Here is a 17,210-nt window from a genome sequence, read left to right on the forward strand (position 1 = left end):
CATGTATATGACCGGCAAGATTGAGATTGATCCTATGATCACCCATGTCATGGGCCTCGAAGAGATCAACAAAGCGTTCGAATTAATGCATGCGGGCAAAAGCATCCGCAGCGTGGTGGTATTCTGAATGACGTCCATCGCTGACATTTTGGCTGAGCATAAGGATAAAGAAGGTCCGCTCCTGCCTATCTTGCACGACGTGCAAAAGGCATTTGGCCATGTCAGCGAGGATGCCATGCGTGAAATTGCCCAAACGCTGAACCTGACACGCGCTGAAGTATATGGTGTCGTCAGCTTCTATCATGATTTCCGTAAAGAAGCGGAGGCCCGCCCCGTTTTGAAATTGTGCCGCGCCGAAGCCTGTAAAGCACGCGGTGTCGAGGCGTTGATGCCCATCGCCGATACCCAAAGCCGCGTCAAAGTGGAGGCCATTTATTGCCTTGGATTATGCGCGGTTGGCCCGTCGGCAATGGCAGGCGACAAGGTCTATGCACGTTTGGACGATGCTAAATTCAAAAGCTTATTGGAGGCCATGTGACCGTCCGGATATCCGATGATGCGGTAGCTATCGCGTGCGGGGCCGACGAAGTTGCGGCCGCATTTATTGCAGCGGGCGTTGCCGTTGAGCGCGTTTCAAGCTGGGGCATGCAATGGCTTGAGCCTTTGGTGGATATCGATGGCGTTGGCTATGGTCCGGTATCGGCCGATCAGGTTGCGGACATATTGAACGGCACAGCGCCATCCCTAGGTCGTATCGCGGACCATCCCTTTATCGCCAATCAAACCCGCCTTACCTTTTCGCGCGCGGGCAAAACCCGTCCGCTTTCGCTCGACGATTATTACGCATCGGAAGGTTGGCTTGGCCTTGCAAAAGCCCGTGAAATGGGCGCTCAAGCGACCATCAATACGGTCATGGCATCGGGACTTCGCGGACGTGGCGGCGCGGGTTTTCCGGCAGGCATAAAATGGCAAACGGTCGCGCGTGCCGACGGTGAACAGAAATATATCGTCTGCAATGCCGACGAAGGCGATAGCGCCACCTTTGCCGACCGTATGGTGATGGAGGGCGACCCCTTCATGCTGATCGAAGGTATGGCGATTGCCGGCTTCGCGGTCGGGGCAAACAAGGGCTATGTCTATATCCGTTCCGAATATCCGCACGCCATCGCCAAGATGGAAGCCGCGATTAAACTAGCCGCCCATTTGATTGCGCCATTTGTTGTCGAAGTCCGCGTCGGCGCAGGCGCTTATGTGTGCGGCGAGGAAACATCGCTTCTGAACAGTCTCGAGGGCAAAAGAGGCGAAGTGCGGGCTAAACCGCCATTGCCCGCATTGGAAGGCCTGTTTGGCAAACCCACCATCGTTAATAACGTGCTGACGCTCGCCGCTGTGCCATGGATTTTGACGCATGGCGGGGACGCTTATGCTGCATTCGGCGCAGGCCGGTCCAAGGGCACCATGCCCATCCAGATTGCCGGCAACGTAAAGCATGGCGGCCTTTTTGAAGTGGCCTTTGGCATCACGCTTGGCGAATTGGTCAATGATATCGGCGGCGGCACAGCGAGTGGCCGCCCCGCGCGCTGTGTCCAAGTTGGCGGACCTTTGGGCGCGTACATACCGCCTGCGCAATTTCATCTCCCGCTCGATTATGAGGCTTTTGCAGCTGCGGACGCGCTGGTTGGCCATGCGGGTATCACTGTTTTCGACGATACCGTCGACATGGCGCAAATGGCGCGCTTTGCATTGGAATTTTGCGCCGTTGAAAGCTGCGGAAAATGTACGCCGTGCCGCTTAGGCAGCACACGCGGCGTCGAAACGATGGATCAGATAATCGCCGGCAAAAATGTCGAGGCGAACCTAGCGCTGATTGCTGATCTGTCCGAAACTATGAAGTTCGGATCGCTCTGCGCTTTGGGTGGTTTCACACCATATCCGGTGATGAGCGCAATCAAGCATTTTCCAGAGGATTTCCGGTGAGACGGCTGGGCGCTATCATTGCTGGTGGCAAAGCAACCCGCTTTGGCAGCGACAAGGCCGCTGCAGTGTTACACGGTCGCACGCTCATCGACCATGTTGCCGATGGATTGCGCGAACAGGTTGACGCCTTGATTGTCTGTGGGCGGGCATGGCCCGGAATGGAGTGGGTGGAAGACAGCCCCTTTCCCGATATGGGACCATTGGGTGGCCTGAATGCCGCTTTTTTATATGCGCAACAAAACGGCTTTGACGAAGTATTGACCGCAGGTTGCGACGTCGTGCCTGTGCCGAAACTGCCATGCAATCTGCCCGATGGACATGCCGTCTATATGGACGGACATTATCTTTTCGGCGTGTGGCCCGTTGCGCTTGCACCTGCCTTGGAAAAACATCTGCACAATCAAGACGATCTCTCGATGCGACGCTGGATTACAATCAGTGGCGCGCAGGCCATCACAACTTCAGATGCTTTTCACAATTTGAACACGCCGTTGGAACTAGCGCAATATGCTGCGCAACAGTCAAATATTGGTATAAGGTAGATACATGACGTACCAGCCGCAAAAAGATTTCGGAACGCCGGAAAGTCGATCGAACGAGGCAGTATCGCTGACCATTGACGGCCGGGAAGTCACTGTGCCTGCTGGCACCAGCGTCATGCGCGCGGCGGCGGAACAAGGCACCTCCATCCCCAAATTATGTGCGACGGATAGCGTCAAAAGCTATGGCTCATGCCGCCTGTGTCTCGTTGAAATCGATGGCCGCAGGGGCACGCCTGCAAGCTGCACAACGCCGGTTGAACCAGGCATGGTTGTCCGCACGCAGACACCACAGCTAGCGAAATTGCGCAAAGGCGTGATGGAATTGTATATTTCCGACCATCCGCTCGATTGCCTGACATGCGCCGCCAATGGGGATTGCGAATTGCAGGATCAGGCAGGCGCCGTGGGCCTGCGCGATGTCCGTTATGACGTGCAATCCACGCATCTGGGGCAAGAAAAAGATCACTCCAACCCCTATTTTGATTTCGATCCGAGCAAATGCATTGCTTGCTCCCGCTGCATCCGCGCCTGTGACGAAGTGCAAGGTACCCTTGCGCTCACCATGGAAGGCAGAGGTTGGGATTCCAAAATATCTGCTGGCCTTGCCAGCGACAACTTCCTCGGCTCGGAATGCGTTTCCTGCGGTGCCTGTGTGCAAGCCTGCCCCACGGCAACCTTGGTCGAGAAAAAAGTGGTTGAGGTCGGTACACCCGAACGCAGCGTTGTCACGACCTGCGCGTATTGCGGTGTCGGCTGCACTTTCCGCGCCGAAATGCGCGGCGAACAATTGGTACGGATGGTCCCGTATAAAGACGGGAAAGCCAATCGCGGCCATAGCTGCGTCAAAGGCCGCTTTGCATGGGGCTATGCCCAGCATCAAGAACGCATATTGAAGCCCATGATCCGTAAATCGATCAGCGACCCGTGGCGTGAAGTCGAATGGGACGAGGCCTTTGCCTATACCGCGTCCGAACTGAAACGGATTAGCGAAAAATATGGCCGCAATGCGCTTGGCGGCATCACCTCAAGCCGCTGCACCAATGAAGAAACCTTCCTTGTGCAAAAGCTTGTACGTGCCGGATTTGGCAATAATAACGTCGATACCTGCGCCCGCGTATGCCATTCGCCGACGGGATATGGCCTCAAAACCACCTTTGGCACCAGCGCCGGAACGCAGGATTTTGACAGCGTCGAAGACAGCGATGTCATCCTGATCATTGGTGCGAACCCCACCGATGGCCACCCCGTTTTCGCCAGCCGGATGAAACGCCGCTTGCGCGGGCAAGATGGCCGCCCCGGCGCGAAGCTTATCGTTATCGATCCACGCCGGACTGACATTGTGCGTTCGCCGCATATTGAGGCGCAGCATCATCTGCCCTTACGCCCCGGCACCAATGTTGCAGTGCTGACCGCGATGGCGCATGTCATCGTGACCGAAGGCTTGGCCAATGAAGCCTTCGTCCGCGAACGTTGCGATTGGGACGAGTATAGCCATTGGGCCGAATTCGTTTCGCAAGCCCGCAACAGCCCCGAAAATCTGCAGCCGGTTACGTTGGTCGATGCCGAAGAGCTGCGCGCAGCAGCGCGGCTTTATGCCACAGGCGGCAATGGTGCGATCTATTATGGCTTGGGTGTTACGGAACATTCGCAGGGCAGCTCAACCGTCATGGCAATCGCGAATTTGGCGATGGCAACGGGCAATATCGGGCGCAGGGGCGTTGGCGTAAACCCGCTTCGCGGTCAAAACAACGTCCAAGGCGCGTGCGACATGGGCAGCTTCCCGCATGAACTGGCCGGATATCGCCATATCAGCGACAGCGACACACGGTCCTTGTTTGAAAATGACTGGGGCGTTACGCTGGATCCGGAACCCGGTCTACGCATCCCCAATATGCTCGATGCAGCTGTCGATGGCGTGTTTAAGGCGCTCTATTGCCAGGGTGAGGACATTCTTCAGTCCGATCCAAACACCGCCCATGTGTCCGCAGGACTGGCGGCGATGGAATGTGTGATCGTCCACGATCTTTTCCTCAACGAAACTGCAAATTACGCCCATATCTTCCTGCCCGGATCGACCTTTTTGGAAAAGAACGGCACCTTCACCAATGCCGAACGCCGCATTCAACCGGTACGCAAGGTGATGACACCGATGAACGGCTTGGAAGATTGGGAAGTCACGCAAAAGCTCGCGCAAGCGATGGGGCTGAACTGGAATTATAGTCACCCGTCCGAAATCATGGACGAAATCGCGCGGCTGACGCCAACTTTTGCCGGCGTATCCTTTGCGCGGTTGGATGAGGTGGGTTCGCTGCAATGGCCTGTGACCGCCGATGCGCCTGACGGATCGCCTATCATGCATATTGATGGCTTTGTGCGCGGCAAGGGCAAATTTGTTGTGACCGATTATGTCCCAACGGATGAGAAAACCGGCCCACGTTTCCCGTTGTTGCTGACCACCGGCCGGATATTGTCGCAATATAATGTCGGTGCACAAACACGGCGGACCGAAAATGTCGCGTGGCATCCTGAAGATTTGCTCGAAATCCACCCCGTGGATGCAGAAGATCGCGGCGTCAAATCGGGCGATTGGGTGAAGCTGGCGAGCCGCGCGGGCGAAACCACATTGCGCGCCAATGTCACCGACCGCGTTGCGCCGGGTGTTGTCTATACCACATTCCACCATGCGGTGACGCAGGCCAATGTTGTCACCACCGACTTTAGCGACTGGGCAACCAATTGCCCCGAATATAAGGTCACAGCGGTTCAAATCAGCGCCTCCAACGGCCCGACCGAGTGGCAGGAAGAATATGAAGCCTTGTCGACCCGCTCGCGCCGGGTGGAAACCGGGATTGCCGCCGAATGACCAGTGAAGAGCGCCTTATCCACATGGCGAACCAGATTGCGACCAATCTGGCAACCGACGCTGCGCCCGTTGCAGCGGTTGCAGACCATATCCAGACATTCTGGGACCCGCGGATGAAACGGATGATTTTTGCCCATGGGACGGATGGCCTGTCGCCGGTTGCGGCGGCCGCCATTCGCTTGCTGGCCGACGCGCAAAATGGCGGTTGAGCAAGGCGCCAAACCTATCCGTTTTGCGGTACTTACCCCAAATGAGGGTTCGACCGAGATAATAGACCGGCCCATCATAGCCGAAGCACCCATTGCTATAGAATATAATGGCATTGGTTATGCCGTGATGATGGCGACGCCGATTGATCTTCAGGACTATGCCGTCGGTTTCAGCCTATCCGAGGGGCTGATTACGCACCCTGACGATATTCTGGCGCTTGATACGCATCAGTCAGAATTGGGCTGGATATTGCGCATTCAGGTGCCGCATGAAAATGCCGAAAAAGTGGTTGCCCGCGCCCGCCAGCGTGTCTCGGAAAGCAGCTGCGGCCTGTGTGGCATGGACAATCTCGAAGAAGTCATGCGCCCTTTGCCGCCTGTAACGGCGCAGATTGCGGTCGCCGATGCGGCGATTTTTGCAGCGCTATCGGCATTGCGGTCACACCAGACATTGAATGCCATCACAGGGTCTGCACATGCAGCCGCTTTTTGCGCGCCCGACGGTGCTATTCTGATGACGCGCGAGGATGTCGGTCGTCACAATGCGCTCGACAAGTTGATAGGCGCACTCGCCAACGCGCATATAGATATCTCAGCCGGCTTTATCGTCCTGACCGCGCGGTGCAGCCTTGAGCTCGTGCAAAAAACAATCCTCGCAAACTGCCCAATGCTCGTGACGATTTCCGCCGCGACTGACTTGGCGATCAACATCGCGCAAAAATCAGGCCTGCGCTTGGTCAGCCTGGCACGCGCGGACTCGGCGCTTGCCGCAATGCCCCGAAACGGCTGATAAGCCAGCTTCGGAGCATCGAAATAGCTGGGTCAGCCAAATCATCGGCGTGCAGTTTCAAATAATAGCCATAGCCGTCTTCAATAACCGCATCATAAGGCATCACCAGCCGCCCATCAGCAATTTCCTGCGCGAACATATCAATATCGCCCAAAAAGACACCATTGGCGGCCATGGCATATTGCGCAACGGCAATCGTGGTATCAAAGGCAAGACCACCATGCGTCGCAACAGTCATCTGGCTTTGCCGGAGATAGGCCGTCCACAAAAGGTCGCGCGGTTCGCCATCCAGTTTGAGGTGCAAAAGTTCCTCACTTTTCAAAAACGCCTCTAATGACTTGCCTTGCGCGCGAGCCGCGGTTGCCGGCGAGCATAATGGCGCGACCCGCACCATCCAGAGAAGGTCCGTAATCCGGTCATCGACATTGGGCCGGTCATACACAATCGCCATGTCGAAATCGGTTGATGGCAAACCGGTCACATGCGCGCTCGAAACATCCAGGCGCAAATCGGGATGTTCAATGTGAAAATCGCGCAGCATTGGCAGGAACAATTGTTGCAGCAGCGACGGCGGCACATGCAGCCGCAATGAACGGCCAGTCACTTCGTCATCGCGAATGGCATTCATTGTTTGCTCAAGCCGGTCGAGGCATTTGCTCACCACCGGCAACAATTCTTCGCCAGCCGCCGTTAGCGAAAGCCGCGACGCATCGCGCACGAACAATTGCTTGCCCAGTAATTCCTCAAGCCCGCCAACATGACGGCTCATTGCACTTTGCGACACCGAAAGCGCGGACGCACCGCCAGTGAAGCTTAGATTCTGTCCTACCGCTTCAAACGCACGCAAGGCATTTAACGGCAACCAACGACGGTTAATGGTGCTACGATTGGATATGATATCGGCCTTTCGAATGCGGACATTTTTACGTCTGCTTTATTGCCCGACATTTTGACATAGGGCTATGCGAAAATGCGATTTTATTCGTTACCATATCTGGCCCATTCCAGCTTTAGAGAGATTTGTATAAAGGCCGAGACATGGATTTGCAGCGGATAAGCGCGCTTTTTGAACAACGCCGTGAAGGGCATACCTTGCCCCAAGCATTGTACACCGAAACGGAAAGCTTCGATTTCGATATGGCGGCAATTTATGGCCAAAGCTGGCTGATGGCCGGCATGGAATGTGAATTGCCAAAAGCAGGCAGCTACATCTCCATGATGGTGGGCAAATGGCCTGTGGTCATCACGCGCGATAAGGAAGGCACGATCCGCGCTTTTCACAATAGCTGCCGTCATCGTGGCTCCATGGTTTGCCAACCCGGACATGGCACCGCGCCAAAGCTGGTCTGCCCTTATCATCGCTGGACCTATGATCTGGACGGGTCACTCTTTGCGGCAGGCCGCATGGAAGACGATTTCGACAAAAGCGCCCATGGCCTGAAACCCATTGCGATAGCCTGTTTCGGTGGCGCAATCTTCATCTGCCTTGCGGACAATCCACCGCCTATCGATGATTTCCGGGAGAAGTTTTCGGCTTATGCGGCCCCTGCCAATTTCGAAAATCTAAAGCTCGCCCATGTCGACAAGCTGGTCGAACATGCGAATTGGAAGCTCGTCATGGAAAATGCCCGCGAATGCTATCATTGCGCGACGGGCCATCCGGAATTAGCAAAGACATTCCCTGTGGGCATGTCCAAGCATTTCGATGCGCATGAAGATGCGCGCGCAGAAGCTTTTTGCGCCGCCATGGACGCCAATGGTTTTCCGCATGAGCCAGTGGAAGGACATTGGTGGCAGGTTGCCCGCTTCGCGCTCAATGAAGGCTGCACATCCATGTCGGAAGATGGCAAGCCGCTCATCAAAAAGCCTCTGATTACCGCCAATGGCGGCGATATCGGGTCGCTGCGCTGGGCCATTGATCCGCATCTTTTTGCTCATGCAACGTCGGACTATGTGTTCATGTTCAGCTGCATGCCAGTCAGCGCAACGGAAACGCATGTGTTCAGCAAATGGTATGTCCATAAGGATGCGGTGGAAGGCGTCGATTATGATATTGATGCCCTCATCTCCCTTTGGGCGGTGACCAATTCGCAAGACAAGGAACTGGCGGAAAACAACCATAAGGGCGTCAACAGCCCGGGTTACACGCCCGGCCCCTATTCGGCCGATGCGGAGATGCTCGCCCGCAGATTTACCGACTGGTATTGTGACGTTTCGCGTGTCTATATTGATACCCATGGAAAATAAGAAGTCGGGGGACTTTCACCCAGAAACATTGGCGGTAGCCTTCGGATATGATCCGCAATTGGGGATGGGGGCAGCAAAGCCCCCAATCTTCATGACCTCCACCTTTGTCTATCCATCGGCGCAACATGCCAAAGACGTGCATGAGGCGTATTTCGACGGCACCGGACCATTGGTTGGGGAAACCAACCATATCTATTCGCGCCTTGGCCATCCCGGTCTGGATTTTCTAGAAGCCCGCCTTGCCGCGATTGATGGCGCAGAAGATGCTGTGGCCTATTGCAGTGGCATGGCTGCGCATTCCAGCATTGCATTGGCGTATATTCGGGCAGGCGACAGCGTCCTGCATGGGCGGCCCATTTATGGCGGGGTGGACTATCTTTACAATGTCATGATGCCGCAATTCGGATCGCATGTGACCAGCTATCTGGATGGCACCGATGAAGATCATGTTCGCGCGGCGGCAGAGGCCGCAATGGCAAAGGGCCCGCTAAAGCTGATTATCGCAGAAACGCCCGCCAACCCGACGGCTGCGATTGTTGATCTCGACCTCATGGTGCGTATCGCCGATGAAATTGGCGCAAAACAGGGGCTTCGTCCGCTTGTTGTTGTCGACAATACATTGCTTGGACCTTTCGCGCAGCGTCCGATCGCACATAATGTCGATCTGTGCATGACATCCCTCACCAAATATTGCGGCGGTCATAGCGACTTGCTGGCGGGTGGGATTTCAGGCCGCAAGGAACTGATTGCGCAACTCAAGCTCCAGCGGACAACATGGGGTAATCATTTGGACCCCTTCACGGCGTGGCTTGTGCTCCGGTCATTGGAATCGGTCTCGGTGCGCACCGAGCGGGCCATGAGCAATGCCCGCCTCGTTGCGGAATATTTGCGCGACCATCCCAAGGTCGCTGGCGTTACCTATTTGGGCTTTCTGCCCGAAGGATCACGGCAACGCGCTGTGTATGATCGGCAGTGCAAAGCCGCCGGATCGACCTTTTCTTTCCATCTACATGGCGGTGAAGCGGAAGCATTCCGGATGTTGGATCAGCTCAAGCTGATGAAGGTTGCAGTCAGCCTTGGCGGATCGGAAACATTGATCTGCCATTCGGCGAGCACAACGCATTATGCAGTCGCACGCGAGCAGCGATTGGAAGGCGGAATAACCGATGGCACGATGCGCCTATCGGTCGGGTTGGAACATGTCGACGATTTGATCGGCGATTTGAAACAGGCATTGGAAACAGTTTGATGGATCTGAATTTTACCGGAACCGATGTGTGCGCCATCAATGGCACACGAAGCGCACCCGAAGCCAAATATGACCTTGTCGTCATTGGTGCCGGGCCAAGCGGTATTGCCGCTGCCATAGAAGGCGCAGCCAACGGCGCGTCTGTGCTTTTGGTCGATGAAAATCCCGTATCTGGCGCTCTGATGGGCAATGATACGCCGCTCTATTTCGGGGGTCGCATGACGGCCGCGACGCAAAATAGCGACCGGATGCTCGAAGCCATCTTCATGAGCATGCCAGATCTTGAAAAGGCGATGGAAGCTGGCGTTGAGTTGCTGCTCGGCACTACCGCTTGGGGCGTGTATCGCAACGGACCGGGCGTGCAGAGCTTGCCAGAACAAGTCGTTGGCCTTGCCGATGCAGAACGGTCTTGGATCGTCGGCTTTGACCGGATTGTGCTCGCCACGGGCGCGCGCGACCTTGCCATTGCCTTTCCGGGTTGGAACCAGCCGGGTGTGATGGGGGCCGCCGCTTTGCAAATGCTGCTGTCCCGCTATGGCGCCTTTTCCGGACGGCGGATTGTCGTTTTGGGGTCGCATGACCTTGCGCTCGAAACCGCGCTTCTGGCGAAGGAACATGGGCTGGATGTTGCCGCTTTGGTGGAAGTACGCGATGATCCACAAGGCGATGCCGCACTCCTCGCAAAAGTTACGGCAGCGGGTATTGCCACATATTATGGGCAAAGCATCGCGGCAAGCAAAGGCGGGCTTGATGGGATTGAGTCCATCACCTTGACCGATGGAACCAATATTGCCTGTGACACAGTATGCGTCGCCATTGGCCTTATCCCCTCAATTGAGTTGGTCGATGCGATGCATGGCCCAAGGGCGCTGAACGCGGCGCGCGGCGGCTATATTCCTGCGGGTGAAGCAAATGTTGCGGCGGTGGGCCTGTGCGCTGGCCTGCCCGACACAGGTTTTGACCATGTTGCCTATCGGATGGATTGGGTGCGCGCGGCGCTGCGTGTCAATGCGCCCGATACGATCATCTGCCAATGCGAAGAAGTAACATTGGCGGACCTAATCGGTATTCAGCCGCCCAATTATTTGCCGCGTCCTGCAGCGATTCAAGCGCGCTCGCTTGATACGCTGCTCGACGATGGCCCAGCCAACCCGGATCAGATCAAGCGCCTGACGCGCTCTGGCATGGGTGTATGTCAGGGTCGTCGCTGCCGCGATCAGGTAGCGATGATGTTGGCGATTGAATCGGACAAGCCCTTCGGGACCATTCCGCTCGCGTCACACCGCGCGCCTGTGCGCCCCCTGCCGCTTAAGATTTTGGCGGAATGGGATGAGCCAGCGGCGATGGATGCGGCGTGGGATGTCTGGTTCGGCATTCCGACCCAATGGGTGCCAGTTGAAGATATCGGCACAGAATATCAGGATGCGCATCGCGAGATGCTCTACACGGGGATGTATAAATGAGCGGCTCTGAAGTAGTCATCGTCGGCGGTGGCGTCACTGGTCTTAGCGCAGGCTGGTGGCTGGCGCGTTCGGGTGTGAAGGTCACTGTGCTCGACAAGTTCATTGTCGGCTGGGAAGCCTCCGGACGCAATGGCGGCGGCGCGTCGCATTATTCTAGCCCCTTGTTCGATGAAGAACAAAGGCTGTGGCCGCAAATGGATGAACTGCTCGGCTATCCGACAGAACATCAAAAGGGCCGCATCCTCATTGCGATGACCGAACGTCAGTGGGACCAGTATCGTTTCATTGCCGAACGCCACACCCGTCTTAACCACCCAGTTGAGGTGCTTGACGTCAAGCAAGTGCAAGACGCCGTTCCGCTGGCGGGCGACAATTGCTTTGGCGGCGTGCATTACAAATTTGGCGGCCATGCCAACCCGCAACGCACAGTGCAGGCTTATGCTTGGGCACTGCAAGATCTGGGCGGCAAAATCATTCAGCACAGCCCCGTCACGGGCTTTGAAACCGCTGGCGGCAAAGTGACGGCGGTGAAGACCGCCAATGCAACTTATGGCTGCGATGCCGTTGTCGTCGCGGCTGGACCGCAAATCCCGCAACTGATGGCGCAATTGGGCGTTGATGTCCCTCTAGCAGCCGCACGCGCGGAAATGATCATTACCGAACCGGCCCCCATGATGCCGCTGGGCGGCGTTGACGGGCATAAGATTTATGGGCGCCAGACGTTGCGCGGCAACCTCGCTTATGGCGGCGGGCCGCATGAATGGCTGGATGTGGATGCGACAGGCCCTGCCGCCCGTCCATCGACGCCGCTGGCCCGCAATCTAGCCAAGCGTTTGGCCGAATTGCTGCCCAAGGCCGCGCATCTCAACGTCATCCGCAGCTGGGCGGGCGTGATTGAAAACTCACCCGATGGCCGCCCCATCATTGACCGCCTCACGAGCCCCGACAATGTCGTTGTCGCCTCCATGTCCAGCGTCGGCTTTGGCCTGTCGCCGGCATCGGGCCACGCAATCCGTGATCTGGTAATTGATGGCGCATGCTCCTTTACCAATATCGACCTTCTCAAGCTGTCGCGCTTTGACGGGCTTGAAAAGGATTGGCGTGAAAAGCGCGGGTGGATGCCCATCGCATGAGCCGATATTCAGCCTTCAGCCTGTTGCGCGGCGCCCTAACTGGGCACCGCCACTGGCAGCCAGCATGGCGCGACCCAGAGCCCAAATCGCATTATGATATCATCATCATCGGCGGTGGCGGTCATGGTCTGGCGACGGCATATTATTTGGCCAAGGTGCATGGCCTAAAGAATATTGCCGTTCTGGAAAAAGGCTGGATTGGTGGCGGAAATACGGGACGCAACACGACGATTGTGCGGTCCAATTACCGGCTAGAGCCTTTGCATAATCTCTTCGAATTTGGCCTGAAGCTGTGGCACGGCCTGAGCGATGAGTTGAATTACAACGTCATGTTCAGCCCGCGTGGCGCAATGTTCCTTGGTCATAGCGACGCCGATATGGTCAAGCTGGCCGAACGCGGTGATGCCATGCGCTGCGACGGGATTGATGCCGATCTGTTGACCCGGGATCAGGTGGCAAAGCTTGAGCCGCTGCTCGATATGTCGCGCGATGCGCGTTTCCCGATACAGGGCGGCCTGATACAGCGCCGGGGCGGCACCGCGCGGCATGATGCCGTCGCTTGGGGCTATGCCCGCGGCGCGGATAGCCTGGGCGTCGATATCATTCAAAAATGCGAAGTCACTGGCTTTGTGCGCGATGGTGATGCCGTGGTCGGCGTGGAAACAACTCGCGGACGCATTGGCGCAGGGCGCGTCGGCATTTGCGTTGCCGGCCATAGCGGCCATGTCGCGGGCTTGGCGGGCCTCAAATTGCCAGTTGAATCCCAAACCCTGCAAGCCATGGTGACCGAAGGCGTCAAGCCAATGATCAACAGCGTGATCATGTCGCAATCCTTGCACTGCTATATCAGCCAGTCGGACAAGGGCGGCGTCGTCTTTGGCGGCGATCCGGATAATTGGCCAAGCTATGCCCAACGTGGTCACCCGATGGTGATGGAAGGCGCTGTGGCACAAGGCCTCGCGCTTGTCCCTGCTCTGTCGCGCCTGCGTATGGTCCGGACATGGAGCGGTGTGACCGATATGAGCTTTGATGGTGCGCCCATCATCGGCGAAACGCCGGTCCGCAACCTCTTCCTCAATGGCGGATGGTGCTATGGCGGCTTTAAGGCGACGCCCGCATCCGGTTGGACTTATGCCCATACGCTTGCGACCGGAAAGCCGCATGACCTGAATGCGCCCTTCTCGCTCGACCGCTTTGAACGCGGCGCAACCATTGATGAAACCGGGAGCGGCCCAATGCCGAATAGCCGCTAATGATGCAATTTACCTGCCCCCATTGCGGCCCACGGGCGCAGTCCGAATTTATCTATGAGCGCACAGTCGATTCCGTCGTGCCACTGGATGCACCATCACAAGAGGCGATGGCCAAGCTTTTCACCCGCAGTAATCCGCGCGGCGTCGATGATGAAATTTGGCGGCACACTTATGGCTGCCGGGCATGGATGATCCTGACCCGCCATCGCGTGACCAATGAGATTTCGGGGTGCCGCGCTATCGGGCCGGAGGCTTTGCCATGATCAACTTCAGCTTTGATGGAAAAGCCTATACCGCACAGGAAGGTGACACGCTGGCGGCGGCCTTGTTGCGCAATGGCATTGGCCTTGTTGGCCGCAGTTTCAAATATCACCGCCCGCGCGGCATCATGACTGCAGGCGTTGAGGAGCCGAACGCGCTCGTCACCGTCGGCGAAGGCGGCAGGGCCGAGCCCAATACACGCGCCACCGATGTGTTCGTCTATGAAGGTTTGGTCGCGCGCAGCCAAAACCGTTGGCCCAATCTAAATTTTGATTTGGGCGCATTGTTCAGCCTCGCCTCGCCGATGCTGCCCGCGGGCTTTTACTACAAAACCTTTTTCGGCTCCGCCAAACGGTGGATGCTCTATGAATATTTCATCCGCAAAGCAGCCGGCCTTGGCAATGCACCGACACAGGGGGATCCGGATCGGTTCAGCCATCGTGCCGCCTTTTGTGACGTTTTGGTTGTCGGCGCAGGACCCGCAGGCTTGCAGGCGGCGGTCGACGCTGCCGAGGCTGGCAAGCGCGTTATCTTGGTCGAACAGGATAACATCCTTGGCGCCTCGCTCATCCGCGACCCGCAAGAATTGAACGCCGTATGGATATCGGCGACAGCCGCACGCATTCGCGCCGCAGGTGGGCGTATTCTGACCCGGACAACGGCATCGGGCTATTGGGAACATGACCTCGTCACCCTGACCCAGCGCCTATCGGAGCCGGGACAAATCCCCGTTAATGGCGTGGCGCAACGTCTCTGGCATGTCCGCGCCGGCCAAGTGATTTTGGCCAATGGAAGCATTGAGCGGCCCATGGCCTTTGCCCATAATGACCGGCCCGGTATCATGCTGTCGCAAGCCTTGCGCAGCTATGTCCGGCGTTTCGGCGTCGTTCCCGGCAAGCGCCTCGTCATCGCTACCAACAATGACGATGCCTATAAAACCGCGCAGGCGCTCAAAGACGCAGGCGCGCAAATTGTTGCGATCCTCGACGCACGTCCAGCACCAGCGGGAGCAAATAGCGGGCATCGCGTCTATAATGATGCCGTTCCGCTTTCGACCAAAGGCGCGCGGCATTGTCTAAAAAGCGTGAGCGCGCTGGTCGATGGCAAGGAGATGGATTGGGATGCCGATCTGCTGGCCGTATCCGGCGGGTTTACGCCCGTTGTGCACCTGCATATGCAAGCGGGCGGGACGCTTGACTGGAATGAAGATGCGCAAGCCTTCATCCCCGCCAGTTCGCGTCAAAATGTGACGACCATCGGCGGAGCCGCGGAGCCACAGCCGATATTCAAAATGGTGCCCGTTTCAAAACCGAAGAAAAGCTTCATCGATTTCCAAAATGACGTGACGCTGGCGGATGTCGATCTGGCTTGGGCCGAAGGCTATCGTTCGGTCGAGCATCTCAAACGCTACACCACTTTGGGCATGGCCACCGATCAGGGCAAGCTCAGCAATATGGCTGCTTTGGGGCGTTTGGCCGAAAAGCAGGGCGTCGCTATTCCCGAAGCCGGTTTGACCACATTTCGTCCGCCCTACACGCCCGTCACGATGGGCTTGATTGCGGGTGCGGGCGCGAAAGATGCGGGCGCGCATGTTCGCCGCCTTGCATTATATGATCTGCACGCGGCGAAGAATCCGATCTGGCAACCCTTGGGCTATTGGTTCCGCCCCCGCGCTTATCCCAATGGCGACGAAACTTTGGCGCAAGCGGCCCTGCGTGAGGCAAAGGCCGTGCGCAACAATGTCGGGATGACCGACGTGTCCACCTTGGCCAAATTTGAAGTCAGCGGCCCCGATGCGGCGGCTTTCTTGGAAATCATTTGCGCTACCACGGTTGGCAAACTCGCCGTTGGGCGGGGCCGCTACACCTTCATGCTGCGCGAAGACGGCTTTGTCTTTGATGACGGCACTGTGTGGCGCTTGGACGAGAATCGCTATCTCCTCACCAGCTCAACTGGCGGCGCAGACCGCATGGCGACGCATATCTCTTATGTCAGGCAATATCTGTGCCCGCATTTGCGCGTGTCCGCCGTCAATGTGCAGGAACATTATGCCGGCATTGCAATCGCCGGACCAACGGCGAAAGCGGTGCTCGCCACGTTAATTGGTGAAGAGCCACCACGCCACATGTCGACCGTTCCGGCGGTCATCGCGGGCGTTCCGGTCATCATCTTGGCCGCCAGCTATAGCGGCGAACGCGCGTTCGAAATCTATGTCACCGCCAGCGACGCAGCCACGGTCTGGACCGCGTGCGAGACGCAAGTGATGACAGTCGGCGGCGCGTTATACGGGCTGGAGGCGATGGAGTTTCTGCGCATTGAAAAGGGCCATTTGGTCGTCGGCGGTGAAGTCGATGGGCGCATGACGCCGTATGATCTGGCGCTCGACAAGATGCTCAACAAGGCGGGTGGATATATTGGCGCATCAGGCCTTGCCCGTCCCGCTTTGTCCGAAACCGGGCGGCGCCAGTTGGTTGGGTTGGAGGCGATTGCGGGGGATATTCCAGAAGGGTCGATGCTCATCCCCAGCGAAGGGGCATCGCCGCAGGGCCATGTCAGTGCCGCGGCTTTCCGCATCATCGAGGGCGGGTCGGTTGCGCTGGGCCAACTGGTCGATGGGTTTAGCCGTCATGGGGAAGTCCTCATCGCCTCGTCCCCAACACGCGGGCAAAAAGCACGTGTCCGCGTTGTCGCGCCGCATTTTTATGATACAGCGGGAGAGCGTTACCGTGACTGAAGTGACGATCACGACCCTACCCGCCGCCCCGCTGCACGTCTTTGAGATTTGGGGCAACGCAGCTTCTGTCGCGAAACGATTTAAAGCAGCGATGGGCTTTGCACTGCCAGCGACCGGACGGTCAGGTGGCAGCGATGCACTTCGTTTGATCCGCTTTGAACCCACGGTGTGGCTGGTTGAAGGCGATGTGTCGGCACTGTCCGCCATATTGGCCGATGACGGCGCGGTGACCGCCATAAGCGGCGGGATCGTCCGCATACGCCTTTCAGGCCCCAGTTGGCGGACCTTGCTGATGGAAGGCGGCGTCTTCGACGCAGAAGACCCCGCATTCAGCGCAGGCTGCAGTGCGGCGAGCATCATTGACCATGTTAATGTGCGTCTGCATGTTATCAATGACGATGCATGCGAGGCCTATGTGCCCTTGAGCTTCAGTCAGGGTCTGCTGCACTTTTGGAAAGAAGCTGCGGAGAGTTTGGCGGCTTAGGGGCA

General features: G+C 57.3%; 15 protein-coding genes and 1 pseudogene. 15 read left to right on the forward strand and 1 reads right to left on the reverse strand.

What is annotated here, in order from left to right:
* From D7D48_RS08200 to fdhD, 7 genes and pseudogenes are all read left to right on the forward strand, one after another.
* A pseudogene (locus tag D7D48_RS08200) lies at positions 1 to 127 on the forward strand (S-(hydroxymethyl)glutathione dehydrogenase); the annotation flags it as partial.
* The gene (locus D7D48_RS08205) at positions 128 to 538 is read left to right on the forward strand and encodes an NAD(P)H-dependent oxidoreductase subunit E (protein ID WP_125230951.1); all 411 of its coding nucleotides are present in this window, start codon (positions 128 to 130) and stop codon (positions 536 to 538) included.
* Complete coding sequence (locus D7D48_RS08210) at positions 535 to 1,977, forward strand: NADH-ubiquinone oxidoreductase-F iron-sulfur binding region domain-containing protein (protein WP_125230952.1); 1,443 nt, start codon at positions 535 to 537, stop codon at positions 1,975 to 1,977. The genes D7D48_RS08205 and D7D48_RS08210 overlap by 4 nt, the downstream gene beginning before the upstream one ends.
* Complete coding sequence (mobA, locus tag D7D48_RS08215) at positions 1,974 to 2,519, forward strand: molybdenum cofactor guanylyltransferase (protein WP_185739822.1); 546 nt, start codon at positions 1,974 to 1,976, stop codon at positions 2,517 to 2,519. The genes D7D48_RS08210 and mobA overlap by 4 nt, the downstream gene beginning before the upstream one ends.
* Positions 2,520 to 2,523: 4 nt before the next feature.
* Entirely contained in the window at positions 2,524 to 5,382 is a 2,859-nt protein-coding gene (gene fdhF / locus D7D48_RS08220; protein ID WP_125230954.1) for a formate dehydrogenase subunit alpha, read from the forward strand.
* Positions 5,379 to 5,591 carry a formate dehydrogenase subunit delta gene (locus D7D48_RS08225; protein ID WP_125230955.1) on the forward strand — a complete coding sequence of 71 codons (213 nt, stop codon included), beginning with the start codon at positions 5,379 to 5,381 and terminating at the stop codon, positions 5,589 to 5,591. Before fdhF ends, D7D48_RS08225 begins: the two co-directional genes overlap by 4 nt.
* The gene (fdhD, locus tag D7D48_RS08230) at positions 5,581 to 6,381 is read left to right on the forward strand and encodes a formate dehydrogenase accessory sulfurtransferase FdhD (RefSeq protein WP_125230956.1); all 801 of its coding nucleotides are present in this window, start codon (positions 5,581 to 5,583) and stop codon (positions 6,379 to 6,381) included. Before D7D48_RS08225 ends, fdhD begins: the two co-directional genes overlap by 11 nt.
* On the opposite strand, the gene D7D48_RS08235 is transcribed toward fdhD, so the two are convergent.
* Positions 6,329 to 7,243, reverse strand: a complete 915-nt coding sequence (locus D7D48_RS08235; RefSeq protein WP_245964408.1) for a LysR substrate-binding domain-containing protein — start codon at positions 7,241 to 7,243, stop codon at positions 6,329 to 6,331. The two genes, fdhD and D7D48_RS08235, sit on opposite strands and share 53 nt — an antisense overlap.
* A 176-nt stretch (positions 7,244 to 7,419) precedes the next feature.
* Here D7D48_RS08235 and D7D48_RS08240 point away from each other — a divergent pair, with 176 nt between their 5' ends.
* The 8 genes from D7D48_RS08240 to D7D48_RS08275 are packed head-to-tail and all read left to right on the forward strand — an operon-like array spanning position 7,420 to position 17,205.
* The gene (locus D7D48_RS08240) at positions 7,420 to 8,628 is read left to right on the forward strand and encodes an aromatic ring-hydroxylating oxygenase subunit alpha (protein WP_185739823.1); all 1,209 of its coding nucleotides are present in this window, start codon (positions 7,420 to 7,422) and stop codon (positions 8,626 to 8,628) included.
* Complete coding sequence (locus tag D7D48_RS08245; RefSeq protein ID WP_125230958.1) at positions 8,618 to 9,877, forward strand: aminotransferase class I/II-fold pyridoxal phosphate-dependent enzyme; 1,260 nt, start codon at positions 8,618 to 8,620, stop codon at positions 9,875 to 9,877. Before D7D48_RS08240 ends, D7D48_RS08245 begins: the two co-directional genes overlap by 11 nt.
* A complete protein-coding gene (locus tag D7D48_RS08250; protein WP_125230959.1) occupies positions 9,877 to 11,340 on the forward strand; it encodes an NAD(P)/FAD-dependent oxidoreductase in 1,464 nt (487 codons plus the stop codon). The genes D7D48_RS08245 and D7D48_RS08250 overlap by 1 nt, the downstream gene beginning before the upstream one ends.
* The gene (locus D7D48_RS08255) at positions 11,337 to 12,473 is read left to right on the forward strand and encodes an NAD(P)/FAD-dependent oxidoreductase (RefSeq protein WP_125230960.1); all 1,137 of its coding nucleotides are present in this window, start codon (positions 11,337 to 11,339) and stop codon (positions 12,471 to 12,473) included. Before D7D48_RS08250 ends, D7D48_RS08255 begins: the two co-directional genes overlap by 4 nt.
* The gene (locus D7D48_RS08260) at positions 12,470 to 13,726 is read left to right on the forward strand and encodes a sarcosine oxidase subunit beta family protein (protein ID WP_125230961.1); all 1,257 of its coding nucleotides are present in this window, start codon (positions 12,470 to 12,472) and stop codon (positions 13,724 to 13,726) included. The genes D7D48_RS08255 and D7D48_RS08260 overlap by 4 nt, the downstream gene beginning before the upstream one ends.
* Positions 13,726 to 13,989: a sarcosine oxidase subunit delta gene (locus D7D48_RS08265; RefSeq protein WP_125230962.1), complete on the forward strand. Its 264-nt coding sequence runs from the start codon at positions 13,726 to 13,728 to the stop codon at positions 13,987 to 13,989. Before D7D48_RS08260 ends, D7D48_RS08265 begins: the two co-directional genes overlap by 1 nt.
* On the forward strand, positions 13,986 to 16,721 hold the full coding sequence (locus tag D7D48_RS08270; protein ID WP_125230963.1) for a 2Fe-2S iron-sulfur cluster-binding protein: 2,736 nt from the start codon (positions 13,986 to 13,988) through the stop codon (positions 16,719 to 16,721). Before D7D48_RS08265 ends, D7D48_RS08270 begins: the two co-directional genes overlap by 4 nt.
* A complete protein-coding gene (locus D7D48_RS08275; protein WP_185739824.1) occupies positions 16,714 to 17,205 on the forward strand; it encodes a sarcosine oxidase subunit gamma family protein in 492 nt (163 codons plus the stop codon). The genes D7D48_RS08270 and D7D48_RS08275 overlap by 8 nt, the downstream gene beginning before the upstream one ends.
* Positions 17,206 to 17,210 lie beyond the last annotated feature (5 nt).

Source organism: Sphingorhabdus wooponensis, assembly GCF_003933235.1.
GTDB lineage: Bacteria > Pseudomonadota > Alphaproteobacteria > Sphingomonadales > Sphingomonadaceae > Sphingorhabdus_B > Sphingorhabdus_B wooponensis.